The organism is Crocosphaera chwakensis CCY0110 (genome assembly GCF_000169335.1).
Lineage (GTDB): Bacteria > Cyanobacteriota > Cyanobacteriia > Cyanobacteriales > Microcystaceae > Crocosphaera > Crocosphaera chwakensis.
The window spans coordinates 1-21,573 of the sequence record NZ_AAXW01000010.1; the positions used below are offsets into that span (position 1 = coordinate 1).

A 21,573-nucleotide genomic window follows, 5' to 3' on the forward strand; every position below is an offset into this window, starting at 1 on the left:
AATAATTCCCTAACCGAACGGTTTGATTATTGGTAATATCGGGTAGAATAAAATCAGGAGCTTTACTTCCTAATAAAATTTCGTTAGTGGCAGGAATGGGTAAAAAGTTATTAAAAAAACGTTGATTAAATAAACCTGTAAAATCTGTAGATGTTAACATGATTTTATTTTTCCATTGATCAATAGAGGCTCAACTTAACAGTTTTTGTTAAAAAATTAGAGGGTAAAAGCGCACTAGAGAGTGCAACACCCATGGGCATATCTTCATCATTTTCACTCATGGTATTGAGGGAAAATGAATCCAGCAAACTATCTGAGCCATATAAGTTATGATAAACAGTCTCTAACTGATTGAGAATGACTTGTGACTTCAGGACACTAATTAGGCAAACGAGCCATTAAGTTTACTTGTTCTCATCCAAGATGGCAATATACGCGAAATTTGTATCACGTTTCATTCAACCAAGATAATTAATAGGGATAAGGGTAGTTAGATCAAAAAATAAATGATATTATAAAAGGCTGCAGCATTTATTGAATAAATTCTATGAGTTTGACCGCTAGCGAAAAACAAATCCTGATCAGTGAATACCAAGTTCACGAAACTGATACCGGTTCAGCCGATTTACAAGTGGCTATCCTTACCAAACGCATTACCCAATTAACCGATCATTTAAAGCAAAATCCTAAAGACCATGCTTCCCGTCGAGGACTACTCAAAATGATTGGTCGTCGCCGACGCTTATTAGCCTATATTAACGGTAAAGATTCCAATCGTTATCAAACCCTTATTAAACGTCTTGGGATTCGTCGTTAGAAAAGGTACGAGGAAGTCTGTATGAAGTCAGAAGTTCCTCGCTCCGCTCCGGCGTGAATGCACAGAAGTCAGAAGTTAGAAGTTTAATTTACAGTTGACATTTCATTCATTGTTCCTCTTCTGTTCTGCTTCTTTTGACTATAGCTAGACTCCTGCATTGCCTAAAGCTAATCCAGCTACCAGCATTCCCAAAACTAAAAAGGGTTGCGCGCTGGCTTGGTATTTCACATCATTTTCCAAAGGATCTCGCAAGAAATACATATCTTGAAAGGTGATTTGAGGAATGACCAATAAGAGCAAAATGGCAGCATAGAGATTTTGATGGATGTAAATTAAATAAGCCCCAATTCCTGCTTGAAAGACATCAATCATAATCACACATACCCACGCTGCGGTATTGATCCCAAACATGACAGGCAGGGATTTTAACCCCAGTTGGCGATCGCCTTCAACACTTTTAAAGTCATTAACCACTGCAATACCTAAGCCAGCCAAACTATAAAATAGGGTCAAAATAACAATAGTCCAGTTTAACTCCCCAAATAAAGCATGGCCAGCCCACCAGGGTAAGGCAATATAACTGGCTCCTAGAGCATAATTGCCTAACCAGCCATTTTGCTTTAACTTCAAAGGTGGAGCTGAATAAATATAAGCCAAGAATGCTCCGCCTAAAGTTAAACACAACATAATGGGAAAGTCATGGCCAACCCATCGATCTAATCCATAACTTAACCCTAGTCCCAACCCCAGTAACAATAAAATTTGTGTCACTACCTGGGGAACGGAAATGGCTCCTGAAGGAATGGGACGATAAGGTTCATTAATCGCGTCAATTTCGCGATCATAGAAATCATTAAGGGTTTGGGTATAGCCAGCCATCAACGGGCCCGATAACAGCATACAAGAGGCTGCCAGCAAAAAGTTTTCTAAGTTCCAGTTGTAATTTCCCGATGAGGCTGCCCCACAGACTACCCCCCAAATCAAAGGTATCCAAGTAATGGGCTTCATTAACTGTAAGCGTAACTTCCAAATAGAAGTTTCTCCAGAATTAGCTCCTTTCATTCCCAATAATTGACGGGTTTTGCTGCTTTTTTCATTAATCTTGGATGAAGTTGAATCAGACATAAGTTAATGGATAATTAATAATGGATGATCAATTAATTTTCAAGGTAACAAGAAACACGGACTTGTTTAAAAAAGGTAAGAATTGAGCATTTCAACTAACAAAAGCATTAAATCCTATATTCAAAACTTGCTTTATTAATCAAACCAGCCAATATCTTCATTGGTCAATGGTTTGCTGGCTGAAGCAGGAGCGGCAAAAGGTTCTAACTCTTTAGCTTGCCGAGTTAAAGCTGTTTCTTTTACTTGCAATTCTTGTCGAGCCGGAGCAGTGGGAACCAGGGGTTTAGGTTCTTCTTGTAGTTTGGCCTGTAAAGAAGCGATTAATTCATTTTTTTCGGCTAATTCTACTGCCAACTCTTCTTTTTGTTGCAGTTGCGTATAAAGTTTTTCCACCAATTGTTTTTGTTCGTTTAATTGGGATTGATAGTCTTCTGCATCTTTTAATTCGTTTTGCAAACGCCTACTTAATTCTCTTTCATCTTTAATTTCAGTTTCTAAGGTTTTGACTTGATTTTGTAAGCTATTGACTTGTTTTTGTTCTTGCTGTAAAGCCTGGTTTAATTCAGTGATGAGTTCATCTAATTGGGCTTTCGTCATACGAGTGCGATTGATAGGAACTGTAGGCATTTGACCTGTTTGAGAAGCGTTTTCTGAGTTGTTTTTGGCTTCTTCTCGTATTAAATCTGATAATTCTTTTTTTGTCATAATTGATTCCAATCCCGTTGTAATTCTTCGACGACTCTGCGATAATCTGCTTGAGCTTCTTTGGCATTTTTGCCACGCCATTCGGTAATAGGAACCCCTTCTAAAACGGCTCTTTCGTGGGCTTTGTATTGACGCACAAAGGCATGGCAAGCAGGAATTCCCAACTCGAGTAAGGTGTTTTGAGCCTCTAGGGTTTCTTTTAAACTGCGAGAGTCTACTTTTGTTAATAATACCCGATGAGCGACCTTTAACGGCATGACTGCCGTTTTGACAGTTTCGATAAGTGCAGTTAAATCCATGGCCGCCGGCGGTGTGGGCAGAATAATATAATCGGCACAGGTGATGACTGAGTTTAGGGCTTCAGACCGTAAGGCCGGAGGAGTATCTACAACAATTAGATCATATTCTTGTACTTTACGCAGTTTTTGCAGGATTTGGGGGTTATTTTCTTCAGTTAAATCAAAATCCATACCCTCCTTTCCTCGTTGCGTCCACCAACTGGCTGAACCCTGTGGGTCAGCATCTACCAGTAAAACGTCTTGTTTTTCAGCTAAAATAGCGGCTACATTCACCGCCGTTGTGGTTTTACCCACACCCCCTTTCCCATTAATGATGGCAATAATGGTGGTTTGGGGAGAGTTTGATTCTGATGCAGAATTCTCCTTGCTCATGTTGCCCTATATCAACCCATTGAGCTATTATCTCATCTCTTGTTCCAATAATTTTCCTGAGTTCTTACTCAGGTGTCAATGGTTTTCACGATCGCGGGTAATTGTAAATAACTGGGATAAGTCCCTTCTTCTTTAATACGTTTAATTTCTGTTTCAGGAATGGGTAACTGATTATAAGTTGCGATCGCTTTGACAATATCCCCCCGATCAATAATTCCTGCTACAGCACCAGCAGGGGACAACACAGTAATATAACGCTCATTGATAGCTTCTAGCTTTTCAATAATGGTAACAACAGAAGTTTTTTCAGTCACTGAGGGAATGGTATTTAAAGGATGAACAATGTCCCATAATGTCATGGTATCCCACTGACTGCGTTCAATCGATTGTAAGTCTTCGATGACAATTAATCCTCGATACCGTCCTTCTGATGCAGCAAAATAGACCATAACATCATGAAGTTCTGTGAGTAAATAGTCTTGGGCAAATTGAGTTATGGTTAGATGAGCATTAATAACGCGAAACTCACGAGTCATAACATCAATGGCTGTAATCGTTAAGAGACTTTCTTGTAATTGAGTGATGCGTTGATAATTTTCTGCATTCCGTCGTACAAACCAACCGATAAAGACTATCCACAGTCCGCTTAAGCTACCGGTTAAGAGGATTAAAAATAGACCTAAACTAATACCCAACCAACCGATTAATTGACCACTAGCGGCCGCCCATCGCACCCCTGTAAAGCGATCGCCTTTTAGTTTCCAGACAATCGCTTTCAGCACTTGTCCCCCATCTAACGGTAGACCCGGAATTAAATTAAAAATCCCTAGCACTAAGTTAATTCTAGCGATATCTTCGATCATATAGACCGATAAACCCCGCACTGTATCTAAGTTTTCACGGGACGGAAGAGTATATAAGAGGGTAAATAGAAGAACCGATAATCCTAAACTCACCAATGGACCGGCAATGGCTACCCAAAACGCTCCGATGGGGTTTTCTGATTCTTTTTCGATAGCTGCGACTCCTCCAAACATAAACAAGGTTATGGAGTTAACATTGATGCCTTGAGCTAAGGCCACTAAACTATGACCTAATTCATGGAGAAGTACCGATATAAAGAGCAATAAAGCCAGCATTAGTCCTGCAATCCAGGCTAACCACCAGAGATTTCCCACTAAGTTAAGTTGGGTGATTTCTTGAGAATTAACGAGAGTAACTAATCCCAAAATAAAGAACCAAGAAGAGTCAATATAAAGGGGAATAGCCAATAAAGAACCAATTTGCCATTTTCCGTCCATGATCAAAGGGAATGTAATTTTTTTATTTTTCTTAACAATTTTTAGCTAATGCTTTGCTATTTTCTAAAATAAAGTCCTCATTATTATTTTAACCTAAATCAGTCTTGCTCTAATATTTAGGGTAGGCTATGCCCACTTTTCTTGAAATTACTGATTTTTGAAAAATCATAAATAGTAAAACCTCCTAACTATATTGGCAATTGACTAGAAAGTTTTGCTCCATATAAAAGTCTAAAAACTTCATATTCTTCAGCAGGTAATGAAACCAATCTTTTGAGGATCTTCTAGAGTAAAAAAACAATTAATTATCATTTTATTACGGAAAATGAATGACTAAATAAAGTGTTTTCTGAAGAGTTCAGTTTTGTCACAAAAAATCGAATAGTTAATAATTAATAATTATTCTGCTTCTGCCTTCTGTACGATAGCGCCGGAACGGAGTAAGGAACTTCTGACTCCTGACTCCTAAATTTTAATAATAAACATTCGTTACAAATGCTATAACACTTGCCACCCCTAATGATAGGCTGAACAATGCACGCTTATTACTGGGGAAGCCATAATGACAGGAGCTAACGATACACCCTATCTTCTTCGTGCTGCACGGGGAGAAATCTTAGATCGTCCACCTGTTTGGATGATGCGACAAGCTGGACGCTATATGAAAGTATATCGGGATTTACGGGAAAAATACCCCAGTTTTCGTGAAAGATCCGAAAATCCTGACCTTGCCATCGAAATTTCTCTGCAACCTTGGCGAGCGTTTCAACCGGATGGGGTCATCATGTTCTCTGATATTTTAACCCCTTTACCTGGAATGGGTATCCCTTTCGATATTGTCGAAAGCAAAGGGCCTGTTATTGATCCCCCTATTCGTACTAAAGAACAAGTGGATAACTTACGTCCTTTAGATCCAGAAGAGTCCTTACCCTTCATCAAAACTATCTTACAAAGTTTACGTCAAGAAGTGGGTAATCAATCCACTGTGTTAGGATTTGTGGGATCACCCTGGACGTTGGCTGCTTATGCTATTGAAGGAAAAAGTTCTAAGAATTATGCCATCATCAAAAGTATGGCCTTTTCTCAACCTGAGATTCTACATAGTTTTTTGAGCAAAATAGCTGATGCGATCGCTGTTTACGTGCGTTATCAGATCGACTGTGGAGCGCAAGTAGTACAATTGTTCGATTCTTGGGCTGGTCAACTGAGTCCCCAGGACTATGAAACCTTCGCTTTACCTTATCAACAACAAGTAGTGCGTCAGGTTAAAGAAACCCACCCCGATACTCCGTTAATTCTCTATATTAGTGGTAGTGCTGGTGTCTTAGAGAGAATGGGACAGTCTGGTGTCGATATTGTTAGCGTTGACTGGACTGTGGATATGGCCGAAGCCAGACAACGGTTAGGTAAAGACATGAAAGTACAGGGAAATATTGATCCAGGTGTCTTATTTGGGTCCCAAGACTTCATCAAAGCGCGTATTCTCGACACAGTACGCAAAGCAGGAAGAGGTGGCCATATTCTTAACTTAGGTCATGGCGTTTTAGTGGGAACTCCTGAAGATAATGTTCGTTGCTTCTTTGAAACCGCGAAGCAAGTGGATCAATTATTAGCTGTTCCTGTGTAGTTATTTTTAATTATTATCATTTTGTAGGGGTTCACAACTGTTGACCCCTATATTAATTTTTTGATATGAAATAATGCACATTATTGCAGGCAAACCAAGTAATAAATTTGTTGCTAAATATCCTGAAAGTAAAACTTCTTTACTACAATGGTATCAAATTATTAGGAGCAATAATTTTTCTTCACTAGATTTAAGTAGTTGTTTAACTTCATTATCTAATCATTTTGTGTCTAAGCTTATTAGGGGTTTAATATTATTAAACCCCGCAAAAATTGTTTATATAAAAGAGATTGATTAGAAATTAATTAAAAAGGAATGGGATCATCAGCTTCATTATCTGAGCTGGGGGTTGCTGTTTCTGACTCATCCATATCATAGTCATCTTCATCATAATGATTATCCATCGATTGGGATGATTGAGCAGAATCAAAAGAAACCACATTATCCGCAGAAGAAGACTCGCCGACCCCATCTAAAGGATAAAAGCGAGAAATAACTAATTCTGCCCGTTTTTCCTTGAATCCTTCTTTACGTTCAAACGTATTCATAGCTAAACGACCTTCTAAAATTAAGCGATCGCCTTCGGTGCAACTTTCTTTCATCTGTGTTGCTAAGCCGCCCCATCCGACAACTTTTAAGGTACAAGGCGCATCTTCTTTTCGTCGTCCTTCAAATTCTACCAACATTTGCGCCACTTCTGTTTGGTTATCTGGGGTATAGCGTAATTCAGGATTACTAATGACTTTCGCCATTAACACGCAAGTATTCATTTATTCAACTTCCAAGATCAACGGTATTACTATTTTATCCTTTAAAGTCTCATTCTTAAATCACGACTCTGCACCCTTCCTACACTCCCCATTTTTAACCCATAATAAGATAGAAAGCATTTACCGCAAGGAGCCTTAATGATTAGTATTGATTTAGCCCTAAAGTACACCCCTCTTCCTATTTCGGTGCAACGTAAAGAAGTTGAAGATGCACAAACACTTTATGATCAAATTGTCAATGCCATGAAATCAGGAACCTCTCAGTTAATTGAGTTAACTTGTGAGAAACAAACGGAAAAGAAAGTAGCAGTGATGAGTGATCAAATTAGTGCTGTCATCCTTTCTCAAAAAGATGGTGGTGCTGCCGCCGGCAGGGTTCCTGGGTTCTTTTCTATGGTTGAATCAGAACAATAGATAAATACACAGGCAAAAGGAAAAAGAGATAGTTATTATCTTCTTTCTTCCTTAAGCCTATCCTATGTAAGCATTCTTTATCGTCATGAAAATTATACAACCTTATCAACCTTTATTACTCCGCATAGTCCACGGTTTAACTGCTTTATTTCTCATCCTGGCGATGATTACCGCTTACTGGACTTATGATGTTTATGACGGTAGATGGGGACAAATTCCTTTACCTAAGTTTGAAGAAATCGAAGGAATTCATGGGACTTTCGCACTTTGGACTTTATTGATTTTTCCTACTTTAGTTTTTTATGCGTTTCATCAAGGCCGAAAACGTTTAATTCAACGAAATACTTTTTCTAAGTTAAGCCATGTTTCTCAAAAAGGTTGGTCTTATCATCTTCATCGGGTTATTAATACCTTGATGCTTTTTTCCCTGACGTTTGCAGTTTTTACTGGCAAAATGATGGATGAAAAATGGTTGCCTAATGGAGAACTTAATCATAGTTGGTATTTAGCTCATTTATTATCCTGGCTAATCATGTTTATTAGTTTAGCCGGTCATTTATTAGTCAGTGCTAAAGTGGGTGGATTACCTTTTTTTGTTTCTATGTTTAACTGGTTCTATAAACCTCAAGATAGTCCTGTGCAATGGCGAAATAATCTTAAAACTTATTGGCAGAATATAAATTTTTCATGGGTTAAACTGTGGTGGAAGCAAACTTACTGGATAAAATGGCTAGAATTGCTTATTTGGCTTAGTTTAGGTGCTGCTTGGATACTTGCTCTAATTAAAGAAGCGTAACCCTAATAAAATAAAAAATGATTATAATAGAAATATAGAGTCGAATAAGATAAAACCATCGATTTCTAGCCTTCCTTGTCAATAGGTTGTCATCAAGGAGGTAAGTCATGACACTAATAATTGAACGAATTATCGCTAGTTTTTTAATGATAACGGGTTTATCCTATCTGTTACAAAGTTTAGTTTGGAAAGATTTAGTTAAAGAACTATTAACAAAACAGACTTGGTTAATCTCCTGGTCACTTTTGTTCCTTCCTTGGGGGTTAATTGTGGTTTTTGGTCATAATCTTTGGACGACTAACTGGACAGTGATGATTACTATGGTTGGGTGGTTAGTTACCATTAAATGTATTCTCTATCTTCTTGTTCCTGGTTGGGCAAATTTCGTTAAAAATTGGTCTGATGAATTTTTACAACGCTATATTAAGATAGCTGGAATAGTCGAAACTATCTTAGGAGGTGGTTTACTATTCTTAAGTTTTGCTCAATAATCTATAATTTATTAAGTTTTGGTTAGAAAACTTAGGGTGTTAAGTTAGTTAAGGAGGGTCTGATAATGATTAATTTTTTAACAGTAAAAAATGATTTAGTGTTAGCTTTAGAAGCAGACGGTAAAGTTACTGGAGATGATTATCAATCAGTGATTATTCCTGCTGTTGAAAATAAACTCAGGCAGTACAAAAAAATCCGTTTATTGTATGAACTAGGAGATCATTTTTCTGGGTTTGATATTAAAGCTATGTGGGAAGATTTAAAACTAGGTTTAACTCATTGGTCTGATTTTGAAAAAATTGCCCTAGTTTCCGATATTCAGTGGATACGAATCGTCACTAAACTATTCAGATTCATTTTACCCTGTCCTGTTAAAGTTTTTCATAATGAGCAACTTTTACAAGCAGAGGAATGGATAAGTGGTTAAGTTGCGAATGATTACTTTTTTCTATTATTTTTCTAGAAAAAATAGGAGATGAAACAATGAGTAAACGAAGAAATTCAGAAGTTCTTAGTTCGTTAGCTGCACAAGTTTTAAGTGGTATGATTGCTAATCCTCATATCTACTCAATGGTTAGTGATGAAGGTGCATCCGGGGAACAAGAAAAAATTCTCAGACACACAGCTTTAGAAATAGCTGAAGCTTTGATTATTGATGCCGAAAATCGAGATGAGTAATTAATCACTGTTCAGGACTAATTCCTTTGATTTTTACAAAATCTAATAATCGATGAGCTAGTTCTAATTTAGAGCAAGAATTAATGTTTTTTTGTTGTCCATTAGCATCAATAAAAATAGCTTGATTGGTATTAGTTCCAAACCCTGCCTCTGGTTGGTCGATAGGATTAGCGACAATAATATCTAAATTTTTACGCTTTAATTTTTCTAAAGCAGGATTGACGATATCCCCAGTTTGTGCTGCAAATCCGATTAAGGTTTGATGGTTTTTTTTCAGAGTTCCTAGATTAGCTAATATATCAGTAACTGACTCTAATTTTAATTCAGTAGGTAGCTCTTTTTTAGGTAATTTATAATCCGCATAATTAGCAGGTTTTACATCAGCTACTGCAGCAGACATAATAATAATATCCGACTCAACTAAATGGCTCATGATCACTGCTTCCATTTGGTCAGCACTCACCACAGAGATGAGCTTATAATCAGGAGATAAGGACAGTAATTCCGGTGCAATGGGTCCATGAACTAGGGTAACAATAGCACCTCGATCGCTGGCTGCTTGGGCTAGGGCTAAGGCCATTTTTCCCGTGGAAGGATTACCTAAAAATCTCACCGGATCAAGATGTTCTCTGGTTCCCCCTCCACTAATTAAAATGCGTTTACCTTTAAAATCTTCTTGTCCTTGAGTGTAAGCAATAGACTTTAATTTAGTGATAATTTCCCTCGGTTCGGCCATACGCCCCGATCCCACGCGATCGCAAGCGAGTAACCCTGAACCTGGCCCAATACTATGATAACGAACATTACGCTTCAACTGTTGCCAGTTCCTTTGTATTACAGGCTGTTCCCACATTTCTGTATTCATGGCCGGTGCGAGTAAAATGGGACACTCAGAAGCTAAAACCGTATTCGTTAACAAGTTATCTGCCAACCCATGAGTTAACTTCCCCAAAGTATTCGCTGTCAAAGGTGCAATCAAAAATAAATCCGCCTTTTCTCCCAAGGCAATATGCAAAGGACGAGAATGAGTCCCTTGCCAAAACTCTGCATCAGTGTAGGCTTGATGACGACTGAGGGTAGAAACCGTTAACGGTGTGATGAAACGTTGGGCAGATTCAGTGAGGATAACCCGAACCTCAGCCCCTGCTTGGAATAAAGAAGAAATAACCTCACAGACTTTATAGGCAGCTATACCGCCACTAATGCCTATGAGGACAGATTTAGACTTGAGCATAATTATGCTTCGTCATACGCTTCGATGTCGAGCAAGTACAAGTATGGTTCTGCTAGGTCTTGGCGTTGAAAGGCGATCGCCCGTAATGTATGCCAATCTTTGAGGGCTTCAAAGGGGTTGGTATAGTCATCTTGTTCGAGTCGTCCTGCCAGATCTGCTACATCTTGCTCTGTGAATACAGAAATGTCTTGCCCTGTCAAACTTAAGGTTGTCATCCCGCACCTCCTCTGACGTTGCTAATTCTCCCGTCTCCCCCATTGTACCCTGATCCCTCACAAATCATAGCTTCCTTTCAATTAATCTTATTGTTTCTACTTTTGCAATATTATTGTTTCTTATTTTTTATAAGTTTCATTATATGTCTCTCAAAAATTATAATAAACTACATATTTAGAAGCGTCGTGGGATTTTTCAGTTCAAAGATTCGCTTGACCTCCATACATCTCTTGCAAAACTAAAGCCGGATCGAGGTATTCTCCCCGATATTTTAACCCCCAATGAAGATGGGGACCTGTGGTTCGTCCTGTCATTCCTACACGACCAATTCTAGCGCCGGCGGGTACATCTTGACCTAACCAGAGAACCAGTCCCCCTTCCCTATCCACAAAATAGCGACCTTGGGAACTATCTTCTATCGATCCCATCAAATGACAATAGATATGAGTCCACTGTCCTGATTGAATGGTAATCATGGTTCCACAAGCAGTATGATCTGAAAGAGCAACCACCCTTCCTCCCCACCAGTTACGAACATAACTCCCCAAGGGTGCGGCCATATCTAACCCCCGATGAAATTGAGAGTTTCCTGTAATCGGAGAGGTACGATAACCATATCCAGAAGTATAGGTTTGGAAATTTTCAACGGGAAATGACGCATATTGCCAGGTATTGCTAGAATTAGTCGCCGGGACATACTGAGCTTGGGAAGAAGACTGTTGCCAACCATTAAGACTCATAGGAACCAATAATGCACTTATACCCACCGAAACTAACAAACGAAGTCCTTTGAGACTAGGTTTAATATTTTTTAAATATTGCATGACAGTACCACTCACACCAGATCAGAGGAAAACCAAAAGTTATACGTTAGCTTGCATGATAGCTATTTTTAACCAAAGTTGCCGAGACGACAAGGGAATGTTATCAGTGACCAGTATACAATTGCTGACTTTTTCTCAATCTTGTTAAAATCTAGAAACTGTTAATCCCTTTTTAATCAACAGTTTACATTTATCATGGTTATTGATTTTATTCCCTTTCGCTTTTCTATTGATACCGTTGTTATTGCTGGTAGTTGTTTATGGTCATTATCACTTTATTTAGGACTTTCTTCCATAAGAGAAAAGATTATAGAAGGGTTAAATCGTTGGTTTAATTTTGCTGAGCGATCGCTATATATTTCTCAAGAGGAATTTGAAGAAACTCGTCAAGCAAGGGAATCTCAAAATGCGTTTTATGCTTCTCTTTTTAGCATTTTTCCTTTTTTTATTCTTGGGGGCTTATGTAATTGGGGAGTAGAATTAGGATTAGGTCAAAGTTGGTCAATTAGTATGGGTATTTTAGCTTGTATGGCTTGCGGTGTCTATGAATTAGGCCGTAGAAGTAACTGAATTAATTAATAACTAATAATCAATAATAATTTTATGGATAAAGCAACATTCGGAGCCGGCTGTTTTTGGGGAGTAGAAGCTGCTTTTCGTCAGTTAAAAGGGGTCGTTTTTACTTCGGTGGGGTATATGGGAGGACATTGGCAAAACCCTTGTTATTTAGATGTTTGTGCTAGGATAACGGGTCATGCTGAGGTGGTACAAGTTGAATATGATCCAACAATTATTAGTTATCAAGAATTATTAGAAACATTTTGGAATATTCACGATCCTACCAGTTTAAACCGCCAAGGAGCAGACCGAGGTGATCAGTATCGTTCTGTGATTTTTTATCATAATGCTGAACAAGAAAAAATGGCAAGGGAGTCTAAAAGAAAACTTCAAAATTCTGATCAGTATGATAAAGATATTGTTACAGAAATCAAGAAGGCATCTGAATATTATTTAGCTGAAGGTTACCATCAACAATATTTTGAAAAGAAACAAGAAAAACAAGTTTGATTAATAATTACGGCTTTGCTTTTTAAAAGAACGAAATTGATACTTAAGGTAAACAAAAACATATTCCATTCATTCGTATTCTAACGACTGCTAGTTAATTGGCAACCGCAGACAAAATAAAAGCTAGAGAACAAAAAAATAAGTCTTGAGAAACAACTAAGCTGTTACCCACTAGAAAATTATAAGTTACAACAAAGTTTAAAAGCAAGAATAATATCAACATTTTTTTATACTGCTATTAAAATTTGAAGCAATTATTAGTTGTTGGTCATGTAACTAATATAGGCTATCATATCTAGTTTAGAAACCAAATATTGACAAGTTTAAGAGAAGTTTATGGTCATAAAAAGACGGGATCTATTGAAATTTTTAGGGGTCACTACAGGGACAGCCCTATTATCTCAAGCAACTAAGGGTTTATCGAGTCCTTTGGTGATGGCGAATCAAGGTAAAGATAAGATTAACAAAATCATTCAAGGTAGCGAATCATTAACTTTTACCCCTGTTAAAATACCAATTCCTTTAGCCAGTGACTATTTAAGCGATGAACAACAAAAAGCAGTTTATAAGACTTATGAAGTCATTGATGATGTGGTCTTACCAGAAGGATTTACCTATGATGTCATTGCCCAATGGGGAGATAAAGTAGGTAACTCTCGCTTTGGTTATAATAACGATTACTTATCCTTAATAGAAACTAAATCAAATGAGGGATTTTTAACCATTAATTTTGAATATATTAGTGGGAAAACTTGGAGAGAAACTTCTGAAAAAGTAATAGGTAAAACCCTCCCTTTTCAAGACGTAAAAGAAGTCGCAGATAAAAACGATGGCAAAATAAATGCGTTTAAATTAGCTAACGATGATCCCCTCAAAGCTAAAATAGAAGCGATCGCCTCAGAAGCATTAATTGATCAAGGAATAGGAGTTATTTCCTTAAGAAAAAATGCTCAAGGAGAATGGCAACGCACCTATTCAGAAGCCGATAGACGCATTACCGGAATATCTGGGTTAGAAGATGGTCATTATCTTAAAGCCACAGGACCAGGGGTAAAAATTTTTGAGAAAACGAATAAACTAGGTTATGAGGACAGTTTAGGCAGTAAAATTATCGGAACCTTTCAAAACTGTGCCGGGGGAACTACACCCTGGGGAACTGTACTGAGTGCAGAAGAAAATATTCAAGATCAAGTTCCTGAACCCGTAATGGCCGATGGTTCCTCTTTAGATCCCTCTGAAACCCCTTTTTTGATGACCGAAGAATATCTCGATGGACGGGGCAATGCGTTTGGTTTAGCTGGTAATAAATATGGTTGGATGGTAGAAATTGATCCCAGTGATAAAAACGATTATGGGACAAAACATACCTGGTTAGGACGTTATCGCCACGAAGCAGTGGCCTTTCGTGCTGAAACAGGTAAAAAATTAGCCGTCTATTCAGGATGCGATCGCAGAGGAGGCCATCTTTATAAGTTTGTCTCAGATGGCAATATTAGCGAGCCTCAAGATAAGAAAAACTCTAAATTAATGAACTCAGGAATGTTATACGGTGCTGTATTTAACGACGACGGAACTGGAAAATGGGTAGCGTTAACCCCAGAAACCCCTATCAATCCTGTGTTACCCTCAACTGTTCAAGGAGGTTTAGTCACCTTACCTAACAGCGATCGCACCTTTGGGGGAATGATGAAAGTTACCGACGATCAAGACATTATCCCCTTCAAAAATCAATTTAAAACCTTAGGGGATCTTTATGTAGGAACCTCAGAAGAAAAACAAGGGGCGATTTTAATCGATGCTCATTTTGCAGCCAGTGCAGTAGGAATAACCTGTACAGCCCGTCCAGAGGACACAGAAATCGACACAAATGGGGTTTTATACGTTACCTTTACCTCTGGAACCCCCGGAAGTGACGGTGGACCCGATAAGGCAGTATTTCAGGGTCCTAATGGGGAAATGAATTATGAATATGGCTGGATCATGAAAATTATAGAAGATAAAAATAACCCGGCCGCTATGAGTTTTCGTTGGGATATCTTAGCCACAGGAGGAGAACCTGCTCAAGGAGGAATGGGGTTTGCTAACCCCGATAACCTGATGTTTGATAACCAGGGAGACTTATGGATGGTTACCGATATGTCCACCAGTAGCCATAACCAAGAAATTAAAGATCGCGTTAAAGACGGGGAACCAGTGAGTACAAAAAGTCTGGTGGGGATCTTTGGGAACAATACGCTGTGGTATTTACCCCTTCAGGGAGAAAATAAAGGAACGGCTTTTCCTTTTGCCATTGGACCTATGGAAGTAGAAATGACCGGACCCTGGTTGACACAGGATCAACAAACCCTATTTTTAGCGGTACAACATCCAGGAGAAGCCTATGGAACCCGTCAAAACAAGGCCAGTGAAGTACGAGAGTTTTCTTTGTTGACTACCTCAGGAGAAACATTTACGCAAACCCGAACCGTTCCCTTGGGTTCTAACTGGCCCAGTAAACAGGCTAATGATCCTCCTCGTCCTGCAGTTATTGCCATTAGAACCAGTAACAAAATTTAGCAGCATCCGACCGAGGCAACAACCTCGGTCATATCTTGAAGTTGATAAGTTTATCTAAGTTTTGGGGCATATTTAGTGTATCGGGATATGACAATGAACAACTTCACTCAGATCAGAGAAACATCCTTTTCTCTCAATGTTAAATTTTATGTCTTCCCCAATTCTGCCCATTTTAAACAATGACCCATGGAATCCTTGATCAAACTACACAACTCTCAGATTCAAGCCGATGAAATGTCATCAAATCCCATAACTGACCCTGCTTTCTGGCAAGCATTGGAAACTGAGTTAGTATACGTTCAAGATAAATCAGGAAAATACTTGTCATTTTACGGGGATTTAGGGCAAGAATTAGCCATTGAACCAGAAGATATTATCGGCTTTTTTCCAGAACAAAGTCTGAAACCAGTATCCCCAGAAGCTTATTATGAAAGAATTAGAAGGGTCTTAGAAAGAAAAATACCTGAACAGTGTTATTGTCAATTTGAATATAAAGGTCAATCCTTTCCCCTAGAATTAGTTATCAGTCCTATCTTTAAGAAAGCAAAGCCAGTAACCACTGTGTTAGTGATGGGGCATTGCTTACAAAACAACGATCTGAGTTTAATTAATAATTCTGCTTTACCTACTCATCCCGATCCCTATCAAAAACTCCTGACCAAAATTGCTAGAAAAATTAGACGGACTCTAAATTTAGAAACCATTTGGCAGCAAACCGTAGATAGTCTCGGAGAAGCTTTGCAAGTTAGTCGTTGCCTGATGGTTGCAATTGGATCTGATCAAGAATATTTAGACATCAAAGCAGAATACTGTGTTCCCTATTGTACTTCACAGTTAGGAAACCGTTTCAGTCCAGAAAAAGACCCTTGGTGGCAACAAGCCTTAAACCAACGAGAACCCGTAATTTTTGAACACTTAGTCGAAGATGGCTATCAAATACAATCGATTTTAATTATTTCGACCTTTTATCAAAATCAACGCAATGGGTTAATCTGTTTACAACAATGCGATCGCAGTCGGTATTGGTGTCCTGCCGAAATCGAACTAATCCAAGAATTAGCTGACCAAGTGGGAACCGCGATCGCTCATGCTACTCTATATCAAGAACTCGAACAAGCCACCCTCGCAGCAGAAGAGGCATCTCGACTCAAAAGTGACTTCTTAGCCAGTACCACCCACGAATTAAGAACCCCTCTTAATGGGATCATTGGTTTCCTTAAACTGATTTTAGACGGTATGGCTGATGATGCCCAAGAACAACAAGAATTCCTTGAAGAGGCACACAAATCAGCCCTACATCTTCTCAATCTCATTAATGATATTCTCGATATTGCCAAAATTGAAGCTGGTAAAATGGATCTTGAATTAGGGTCTGTCGAACTAGCTGAATTATTCCAAGCGGTTGATAACTTTACTTTACCCCAAGCTCAACGCAAGCATCTAGCGTTTCGCAGTAAACTACCGAGTACCTTAACCCCCATTATGGTTTATGGTAACTATCAGCGACTACTCCAAGTTATGTTCAATTTAGTCAGTAACGCCATCAAATTCACCCATGAAGGCAGTATTGTGGTCAACGCAGAAATCGTCAAAAAGAAAATCAAATATCAAGATCAAGAATTTCCTGGTCTAGTTAAAGTCAGTGTTACTGACACCGGTATCGGGGTTTCCCTCGATCAACAAGCCAAACTCTTTGAAAAATTTGTACAAGTGGATGGGTCCCACACCAAAGCTTATGGAGGAACTGGACTGGGTTTAGCCATTTCTCAAAAGCTAGTGCAAGCGATGGGGGGACAAGTGGAATTTTATAGCATGGGAGAAGGACTCGGTTCCACGGTAACTTTTACCGTTCCCCTCGAGCAAATGCCAGTAATTAAAACCGTAAAATCCTCTTAAACGCAAACTAAAAACTAACTTGACCGAGATTTCTGCCTTTTGCCTTTCCAATTCTGCCTTCTTTAACTGAAACAACTGTGATAAAAACGGATGCTAAAATTGAACTATTATTTAATGTCAGCAATAAGGTGATCCGTGACTACATCATTACCAGACTTACCAGTGGAAGAACTTGAAGAAGGAGGTTCCTCCGAGAACAAAGGTCTTAACTTTCGCCCTTATTTACGAACTTTTTTGAGAAAAGCTTGGTTAATCGGTGGATTGACCTGTTTGACAACTTTTGGAGCCTGGATGTGGAGTAGCCAAGATCCTTATACTTATACTGGCAACTTCTTTTTATTGGTAGAACCTATCACTGCTAGTGGTAAACTTACAAATCCCACTACCCTCGCTCGTACTGAGGGAGTTCCTCGTGATGATTTATTCGCCTTAGATTATCCTACGAATCTTGTCTTCCTCACCAATCCAGGAATGACTCGTCAAATTGCTCAAGAAGTCCATGAAAAAGACCCCATTCGCCCAGTACCCGCCATCTGGAAAGATTTGCGAGAAAATTTCGAGGTAACTCGCGCTCAAGTGGGACAAGGAAGGGGATCAGAAACAAAAATATTTCAAGTCTCCTATACAGGCAAAAATCCTCAGGAAGTTCTAAACGTCCTCAAAACAGCATCTGAGACTTTCCTTGAATACAGTTCTGAAGACAGAGAAACCAATATTAAGGCGGGGGTCAAGTTTATTGATGAACAACTCCCAGAATTACAACAGAGATTAGAAAAACTCAAAAGTAGACAGAAAGAATTACGGCAAAACTACGACTTAATTGATCCACTGCCAAAAAATCAAGAAGTCCTCACTCAAATTAGTAGCTTAGAACAACAAAAGTTAAATCTCAACACTCAACTTCAAGCTCAAAGAAAACTAGCTAATTCCCTACAACAACAACTAAGATTATCCTCTGATGAAGCCTTTGCTGCTGCTACCCTAAGTCAAGATCCTACCAGAGTAGCACTCCTATCTCAACTGCAGGAACTCAACAGCCAAATTGCCGTTGCCTCAGCAACTTTTACCGATAATAGTCCCCAAGTTCTAGACTTACGAGAGCAAAAACAAAATATTGAAACATTACTTAATCAAACCACTCAAGAAATTATTACCAAAAATGGGTTATCCGTTTCCCCCAATTCAAACGCATTAGAATTTCAAGATCCCACCCGTCTCGGACTCATTCAACAGTTATTAGAAACAACTAATCAAATTAAAAGCTTAGAGGCTCAATTAGAGTCTATTGAACCTACTAGACAACAACTTGAACAACAGGTTAAACGTTATCCTAATTTAATTAATGAGTATAGTGAGCTTGAACGTCAAATTCAACTGACAGAAGAGATTCTCAATAAATTGCTCCTACAACGAGAAACCCTCAAAGTTGAGGCAGCACAGGAACTTCCTTGGGAATTATTAGGTGAACCCCAAATTCCTTTGGATGCACAGGGAAATCCGATCGGATCTCCCCCCAGTCGCAAAAAGAAACTCCTAGCAGGGGCCATGGCAGGTCTTTTATTGGGGAGTGGACTCGCATTTCTTTGGGAAAAACGCCGAAATGTTTTCTATACCGCCGAAGATATTTCTCAACTGCTAGGTATTCCCTTACTAGGTGAAATACCCAAAGATGATCGTGCTGTTTTATCTGATGGGATTTCTGTTTCCCATTTACCCCAAAAAAAACCAGATATTGTCGAAACCGTTCCTAATGATAACCATCACGAATCAACAGAAGAAGAAGCTTTATTTTTACCAACCCAAGACTCAAGTTTTCTCGAAGCATTTGACGATCTTTATCTACAATTATATATACAAGAGCAAGGGACTAATCTTCGTTCTTTGATAGTATGTTCTGCCGAACCAGAAGATGGTTGTTCAACTATAGCCGTTAATTTAGCCATTAACGCAGCGCAAAAAGGTCAACAGGTACTATTAGTCGATACTAATTTTTCTCATCCTCAACTCCACAATCTATTAAATGTTTCTAATCACAAAGGACTGATAGATGTGCTTGAGGGACAAATTTCACCCCAAGCTATTATTGAGTCGGTTCGAGATATAGATAATTTATCTGTATTACCCATGGGAGAAAACCTCAAACCTTCTCGAAAATATTTGTGGTCTCCCAAGTTTAATAGTCTTATCGAAGAATTAGGCAAAACCTATGATTTAGTCATTTATGATACTCCTTCCTTTTTCCTCAGTTCCGATGTTAAATTTATGGCTAAACAAACTGATGGCATTCTTTTAGTAGCTACGATTCAAAAAACACCTCAATCTCTCTTTAAAAAAGCAGTTAAAGAAATTAAAAAATTGAATTTACCTCTGTTAGGTGCTGTTGCTAATCATCGAATTTAATACAAAGAAAATTAGAGAAAAGAGTTATTAACTCTCTACTCTAACTCTATATTACTTAATTGTCAGAAAGCAATAAAAACAATAATTGCTATTGACTGATAACTTTTCTAACTATTAGCGTTTTCTAATCCTAAATCAAATGTAATTTCATGAACTCCAGGAATCTCTTTGATTTGACTAATCAAATTTTGAGCGTCTTCTTTATTATCAATTTGTCCTGAAAGTCTCACAGAACCATTAGAAACAGCAAAGACAATCCTACCATCTGTTTTTTTGTCAATGGTTTGTTTAATTACATCATCGCTGACAGGGTTTTGAACTTCGTTCGTCCGTTCTGCATATTCCAAACCGCTATAATGTCCTCCACCTGGATTTAATTTAAGGTCAGTTTCGTCAGCAGAAACAGTCTCGTCTTTAGCTCCTAATGCAGCTATTTGAGTATCTGCTAAAGCAGGGGTAATAGTTGTTAACAACAGAAGGGTCACAGCTAATGACACTGATGCTAAACGCAACGCTGGAAAACGTTTCAATAATAAAAGCCCACTAACACCTAAAATAACTAATAGTGATGTTCCTAATAGAATCATAATATTATCTCCTAGATAAACTACTTTAATTCTTAATACACAGCTTATCTAAACTTATTTACTGTTTTAATCTCCTTAAAGATAGATTCTTGCTAAATTATGTAATCTTTTGAGTTCCTGAAAATATCTGTCAAACGAAAGAAGACAAAACACTAAAACAAGAGTTAACGATTCAGTAGTCAGGAGAATTATCAAGAAGTGAGAAATCCCGTATATTTAGATATTAGTCTAATATTTTTTAATTTTTGCTTAAGCTCGAAAGAAGACATTAAACTAGCAAACTAAATAAAATAGTAAAAGACTATCAGATAAAATTGAATGTATATCAAGCATCATCTAAAAATCAGACAGATTTATGAATAATCCTATCGTTGTTATTGACTCCCTTAAAAAAAATTATGGTACAGTAGAAGCCCTGAAAAACATCACGTTTACCATTGAAACAGGAGAAATCTTCGGGCTTTTAGGGCCTAATGGATCAGGAAAAACCACGACCATTCGCTGTTTATGTACCCTAGGAAAGCCCGATAGTGGCAAAATTGAAGTTAAAGGGGTTTCAGCCCTAGACAAGCCTAAAACCGTCAGAAATCGCTTAGGCTATGTTGCCCAAGAAGTAGCTCTAGATAAAATGTTAACCGGGCGGGAATTACTAGAATTACAAGCAGATTTATATCATTTGCCAAAAAAAGCAGCAAAAACAAGAATTGAGCAATTATTGAGCTTATTAGACTTAGAAGAATATAGCGATCGCAAAACAGGAACCTATTCTGGAGGGATTCGCAAACGTCTCGATTTAGCCGCCGGACTTCTTCATCAACCCGATGTATTAGTGTTAGATGAGCCAACCGTAGGATTAGATATAGAAAGCCGTTTCATTGTTTGGGACTTCCTTAAACAACTCAAAGCAGCCGGAACAACGGTGTTAATAACCAGTCATTACCTCGAAGAAATCGACGCATTAGCCGATCATGTGGCTATCATCGATAAAGGAGAAGTTATCGCCTACGGAACCCCATCCCAACTTAAAGATCGTTTAGGGGGCGATCGCGTTACCCTGAGAATAGAAGAGTTTTCACCCATAAACCAGGCCGAAAAAGCCAAAAGTGTCCTAGAAACCTTACCTTTTGTCGAAGAAATTATTATTAACCCTTCTCAAGGAAACTCTCTCAATTTAATTGTTTCAACAGGTAGCAATTCCTTGAGCAAAATTGAGCAAACCTTAGAACAAGCTAACTTACCCATCTTCAGCTTAGCCCAATCTCGTCCTAGTCTTGATGATGTTTATTTAGCAGCAACAGGACAAACTTTAATGGATGCAGAACTCGCTGCAGCAGGTAGTCGGGATCTCAAAAAAGAGAAAAAACAACAAATGAGTTAAACAGTGATCAGTTCTCTG

At 38.4% G+C, this 21,573-nt stretch carries 23 protein-coding genes; 14 read left to right on the top strand and 9 right to left on the bottom strand.

Annotation, left to right across the window (positions count from 1 at the left end):
* Nucleotides 1-547: 547 nt before the first annotated feature.
* A complete protein-coding gene (rpsO, locus tag CY0110_RS08185; protein WP_008274922.1) occupies nt 548-817 on the top strand; it encodes a 30S ribosomal protein S15 in 270 nt (89 codons plus the stop codon).
* Nucleotides 818-961: 144 nt separating this feature from the next.
* Here rpsO and chlG read toward each other — a convergent pair whose 3' ends face one another.
* The 4 genes from chlG to CY0110_RS08205 form a co-directional block, all read right to left on the bottom strand.
* Nucleotides 962-1,942: a chlorophyll synthase ChlG gene (gene chlG / locus CY0110_RS08190; protein WP_008274923.1), complete on the bottom strand. Its 981-nt coding sequence runs from the start codon at nt 1,940-1,942 to the stop codon at nt 962-964.
* A 135-nt stretch (nt 1,943-2,077) separates the two neighbouring features.
* Nucleotides 2,078-2,647, bottom strand: a complete 570-nt coding sequence (locus tag CY0110_RS08195) for a hypothetical protein (protein ID WP_008274924.1) — start codon at nt 2,645-2,647, stop codon at nt 2,078-2,080.
* Nucleotides 2,644-3,318, bottom strand: a complete 675-nt coding sequence (locus CY0110_RS08200; RefSeq protein WP_008274925.1) for a ParA family protein — start codon at nt 3,316-3,318, stop codon at nt 2,644-2,646. The genes CY0110_RS08195 and CY0110_RS08200 overlap by 4 nt, the downstream gene beginning before the upstream one ends.
* 68 nt (nt 3,319-3,386) lie before the next feature.
* Nucleotides 3,387-4,619 carry a site-2 protease family protein gene (locus CY0110_RS08205; RefSeq protein ID WP_008274926.1) on the bottom strand — a complete coding sequence of 411 codons (1,233 nt, stop codon included), beginning with the start codon at nt 4,617-4,619 and terminating at the stop codon, nt 3,387-3,389.
* Nucleotides 4,620-5,181: 562 nt separating this feature from the next.
* Between CY0110_RS08205 and hemE the strand changes: the two genes are divergently transcribed.
* Together hemE and CY0110_RS30825 are read left to right on the top strand one after the other, a co-directional pair.
* On the top strand, nt 5,182-6,246 hold the full coding sequence (gene hemE / locus CY0110_RS08210) for a uroporphyrinogen decarboxylase (RefSeq protein WP_008274927.1): 1,065 nt from the start codon (nt 5,182-5,184) through the stop codon (nt 6,244-6,246).
* Nucleotides 6,247-6,319: 73 nt separating this feature from the next.
* A complete protein-coding gene (locus CY0110_RS30825; RefSeq protein WP_008274928.1) occupies nt 6,320-6,544 on the top strand; it encodes a hypothetical protein in 225 nt (74 codons plus the stop codon).
* Nucleotides 6,545-6,551: 7 nt separating this feature from the next.
* On the opposite strand, the gene CY0110_RS08220 is transcribed toward CY0110_RS30825, so the two are convergent.
* Nucleotides 6,552-7,016, bottom strand: a complete 465-nt coding sequence (locus CY0110_RS08220; protein WP_035798884.1) for a single-stranded DNA-binding protein — start codon at nt 7,014-7,016, stop codon at nt 6,552-6,554.
* 138 nt (nt 7,017-7,154) lie between these two features.
* On the opposite strand from CY0110_RS08220, the gene CY0110_RS08225 reads away from it, so the two are divergent.
* The 5 genes from CY0110_RS08225 to CY0110_RS08245 all read left to right on the top strand — a co-directional run bounded on the left by CY0110_RS08225 (nt 7,155) and on the right by CY0110_RS08245 (nt 9,396).
* Nucleotides 7,155-7,430 carry a hypothetical protein gene (locus tag CY0110_RS08225; protein WP_008274930.1) on the top strand — a complete coding sequence of 92 codons (276 nt, stop codon included), beginning with the start codon at nt 7,155-7,157 and terminating at the stop codon, nt 7,428-7,430.
* A gap of 85 nt (nt 7,431-7,515) precedes the next feature.
* Entirely contained in the window at nt 7,516-8,226 is a 711-nt protein-coding gene (locus tag CY0110_RS08230; RefSeq protein ID WP_008274931.1) for a cytochrome b/b6 domain-containing protein, read from the top strand.
* 107 nt (nt 8,227-8,333) lie between these two features.
* On the top strand, nt 8,334-8,717 hold the full coding sequence (locus CY0110_RS08235) for a hypothetical protein (protein WP_008274932.1): 384 nt from the start codon (nt 8,334-8,336) through the stop codon (nt 8,715-8,717).
* A gap of 65 nt (nt 8,718-8,782) precedes the next feature.
* On the top strand, nt 8,783-9,145 hold the full coding sequence (locus tag CY0110_RS08240) for a SpoIIAA family protein (protein ID WP_008274933.1): 363 nt from the start codon (nt 8,783-8,785) through the stop codon (nt 9,143-9,145).
* A gap of 56 nt (nt 9,146-9,201) precedes the next feature.
* Nucleotides 9,202-9,396, top strand: a complete 195-nt coding sequence (locus CY0110_RS08245; protein WP_008274934.1) for a hypothetical protein — start codon at nt 9,202-9,204, stop codon at nt 9,394-9,396.
* A 4-nt stretch (nt 9,397-9,400) separates the two neighbouring features.
* Here CY0110_RS08245 and coaBC read toward each other — a convergent pair whose 3' ends face one another.
* The 3 genes from coaBC to CY0110_RS08260 all read right to left on the bottom strand — a co-directional run bounded on the left by coaBC (nt 9,401) and on the right by CY0110_RS08260 (nt 11,670).
* Complete coding sequence (gene coaBC / locus CY0110_RS08250) at nt 9,401-10,630, bottom strand: bifunctional phosphopantothenoylcysteine decarboxylase/phosphopantothenate--cysteine ligase CoaBC (RefSeq protein ID WP_008274935.1); 1,230 nt, start codon at nt 10,628-10,630, stop codon at nt 9,401-9,403.
* A 2-nt stretch (nt 10,631-10,632) separates the two neighbouring features.
* Nucleotides 10,633-10,845 carry a protein IsiD gene (gene isiD / locus CY0110_RS08255; RefSeq protein ID WP_008274936.1) on the bottom strand — a complete coding sequence of 71 codons (213 nt, stop codon included), beginning with the start codon at nt 10,843-10,845 and terminating at the stop codon, nt 10,633-10,635.
* A 201-nt stretch (nt 10,846-11,046) separates the two neighbouring features.
* The gene (locus tag CY0110_RS08260) at nt 11,047-11,670 is read right to left on the bottom strand and encodes a M23 family metallopeptidase (RefSeq protein ID WP_008274937.1); all 624 of its coding nucleotides are present in this window, start codon (nt 11,668-11,670) and stop codon (nt 11,047-11,049) included.
* A gap of 195 nt (nt 11,671-11,865) precedes the next feature.
* Here CY0110_RS08260 and CY0110_RS08265 point away from each other — a divergent pair, with 195 nt between their 5' ends.
* The 5 genes from CY0110_RS08265 to CY0110_RS08285 all read left to right on the top strand — a co-directional run bounded on the left by CY0110_RS08265 (nt 11,866) and on the right by CY0110_RS08285 (nt 19,590).
* Nucleotides 11,866-12,240 (top strand): hypothetical protein, encoded by a 375-nt coding sequence (locus CY0110_RS08265; RefSeq protein ID WP_008274938.1) that lies wholly within the window; start codon nt 11,866-11,868, stop codon nt 12,238-12,240.
* Between the two features lie 33 nt (nt 12,241-12,273).
* Nucleotides 12,274-12,738, top strand: a complete 465-nt coding sequence (gene msrA / locus CY0110_RS08270) for a peptide-methionine (S)-S-oxide reductase MsrA (protein ID WP_008274939.1) — start codon at nt 12,274-12,276, stop codon at nt 12,736-12,738.
* A gap of 336 nt (nt 12,739-13,074) precedes the next feature.
* The gene (locus tag CY0110_RS08275) at nt 13,075-15,294 is read left to right on the top strand and encodes a PhoX family protein (protein WP_008274940.1); all 2,220 of its coding nucleotides are present in this window, start codon (nt 13,075-13,077) and stop codon (nt 15,292-15,294) included.
* 186 nt (nt 15,295-15,480) lie between these two features.
* A complete protein-coding gene (locus tag CY0110_RS08280; RefSeq protein WP_008274941.1) occupies nt 15,481-17,190 on the top strand; it encodes a GAF domain-containing sensor histidine kinase in 1,710 nt (569 codons plus the stop codon).
* Nucleotides 17,191-17,325: 135 nt separating this feature from the next.
* Nucleotides 17,326-19,590: a GumC family protein gene (locus CY0110_RS08285; protein WP_008274942.1), complete on the top strand. Its 2,265-nt coding sequence runs from the start codon at nt 17,326-17,328 to the stop codon at nt 19,588-19,590.
* Nucleotides 19,591-19,697: 107 nt separating this feature from the next.
* Here the strand turns inward: CY0110_RS08285 and CY0110_RS08290 are convergent, their stop codons facing one another.
* Nucleotides 19,698-20,177: a BON domain-containing protein gene (locus CY0110_RS08290; protein WP_008274943.1), complete on the bottom strand. Its 480-nt coding sequence runs from the start codon at nt 20,175-20,177 to the stop codon at nt 19,698-19,700.
* A 355-nt stretch (nt 20,178-20,532) separates the two neighbouring features.
* On the opposite strand from CY0110_RS08290, the gene CY0110_RS08295 reads away from it, so the two are divergent.
* Complete coding sequence (locus tag CY0110_RS08295) at nt 20,533-21,555, top strand: daunorubicin resistance protein DrrA family ABC transporter ATP-binding protein (protein ID WP_008274944.1); 1,023 nt, start codon at nt 20,533-20,535, stop codon at nt 21,553-21,555.
* Nucleotides 21,556-21,573: the final 18 nt, after the last annotated feature.

Bases quoted from the DNA above. Each gene is read 5' to 3' on its own strand.
- CY0110_RS08295 (WP_008274944.1), top strand. From the start codon at position 20,533: ATGAATAATCCTATCGTTGTTATTGACTCCCTTAAAAAAAATTATGGT.
- msrA (WP_008274939.1), top strand. From the start codon at position 12,274: ATGGATAAAGCAACATTCGGAGCCGGCTGTTTTTGGGGAGTAGAAGCT.
- CY0110_RS08205 (WP_008274926.1), bottom strand. From the start codon at position 4,619: ATGGACGGAAAATGGCAAATTGGTTCTTTATTGGCTATTCCCCTTTAT.
- coaBC (WP_008274935.1), bottom strand. From the start codon at position 10,630: ATGCTCAAGTCTAAATCTGTCCTCATAGGCATTAGTGGCGGTATAGCT.
- isiD (WP_008274936.1), bottom strand. From the start codon at position 10,845: ATGACAACCTTAAGTTTGACAGGGCAAGACATTTCTGTATTCACAGAG.
- CY0110_RS08290 (WP_008274943.1), bottom strand. From the start codon at position 20,177: ATGATTCTATTAGGAACATCACTATTAGTTATTTTAGGTGTTAGTGGG.
- CY0110_RS08275 (WP_008274940.1), top strand. From the start codon at position 13,075: ATGGTCATAAAAAGACGGGATCTATTGAAATTTTTAGGGGTCACTACA.
- chlG (WP_008274923.1), bottom strand. From the start codon at position 1,942: ATGTCTGATTCAACTTCATCCAAGATTAATGAAAAAAGCAGCAAAACC.
- CY0110_RS08265 (WP_008274938.1), top strand. From the start codon at position 11,866: ATGGTTATTGATTTTATTCCCTTTCGCTTTTCTATTGATACCGTTGTT.
- CY0110_RS08280 (WP_008274941.1), top strand. From the start codon at position 15,481: ATGGAATCCTTGATCAAACTACACAACTCTCAGATTCAAGCCGATGAA.
- hemE (WP_008274927.1), top strand. From the start codon at position 5,182: ATGACAGGAGCTAACGATACACCCTATCTTCTTCGTGCTGCACGGGGA.
- CY0110_RS08195 (WP_008274924.1), bottom strand. From the start codon at position 2,647: ATGACAAAAAAAGAATTATCAGATTTAATACGAGAAGAAGCCAAAAAC.
- CY0110_RS08235 (WP_008274932.1), top strand. From the start codon at position 8,334: ATGACACTAATAATTGAACGAATTATCGCTAGTTTTTTAATGATAACG.
- CY0110_RS08245 (WP_008274934.1), top strand. From the start codon at position 9,202: ATGAGTAAACGAAGAAATTCAGAAGTTCTTAGTTCGTTAGCTGCACAA.
- CY0110_RS08200 (WP_008274925.1), bottom strand. From the start codon at position 3,318: ATGAGCAAGGAGAATTCTGCATCAGAATCAAACTCTCCCCAAACCACC.
- CY0110_RS30825 (WP_008274928.1), top strand. From the start codon at position 6,320: ATGCACATTATTGCAGGCAAACCAAGTAATAAATTTGTTGCTAAATAT.
- rpsO (WP_008274922.1), top strand. From the start codon at position 548: ATGAGTTTGACCGCTAGCGAAAAACAAATCCTGATCAGTGAATACCAA.
- CY0110_RS08240 (WP_008274933.1), top strand. From the start codon at position 8,783: ATGATTAATTTTTTAACAGTAAAAAATGATTTAGTGTTAGCTTTAGAA.
- CY0110_RS08260 (WP_008274937.1), bottom strand. From the start codon at position 11,670: ATGCAATATTTAAAAAATATTAAACCTAGTCTCAAAGGACTTCGTTTG.
- CY0110_RS08220 (WP_035798884.1), bottom strand. From the start codon at position 7,016: ATGAATACTTGCGTGTTAATGGCGAAAGTCATTAGTAATCCTGAATTA.
- CY0110_RS08225 (WP_008274930.1), top strand. From the start codon at position 7,155: ATGATTAGTATTGATTTAGCCCTAAAGTACACCCCTCTTCCTATTTCG.
- CY0110_RS08230 (WP_008274931.1), top strand. From the start codon at position 7,516: ATGAAAATTATACAACCTTATCAACCTTTATTACTCCGCATAGTCCAC.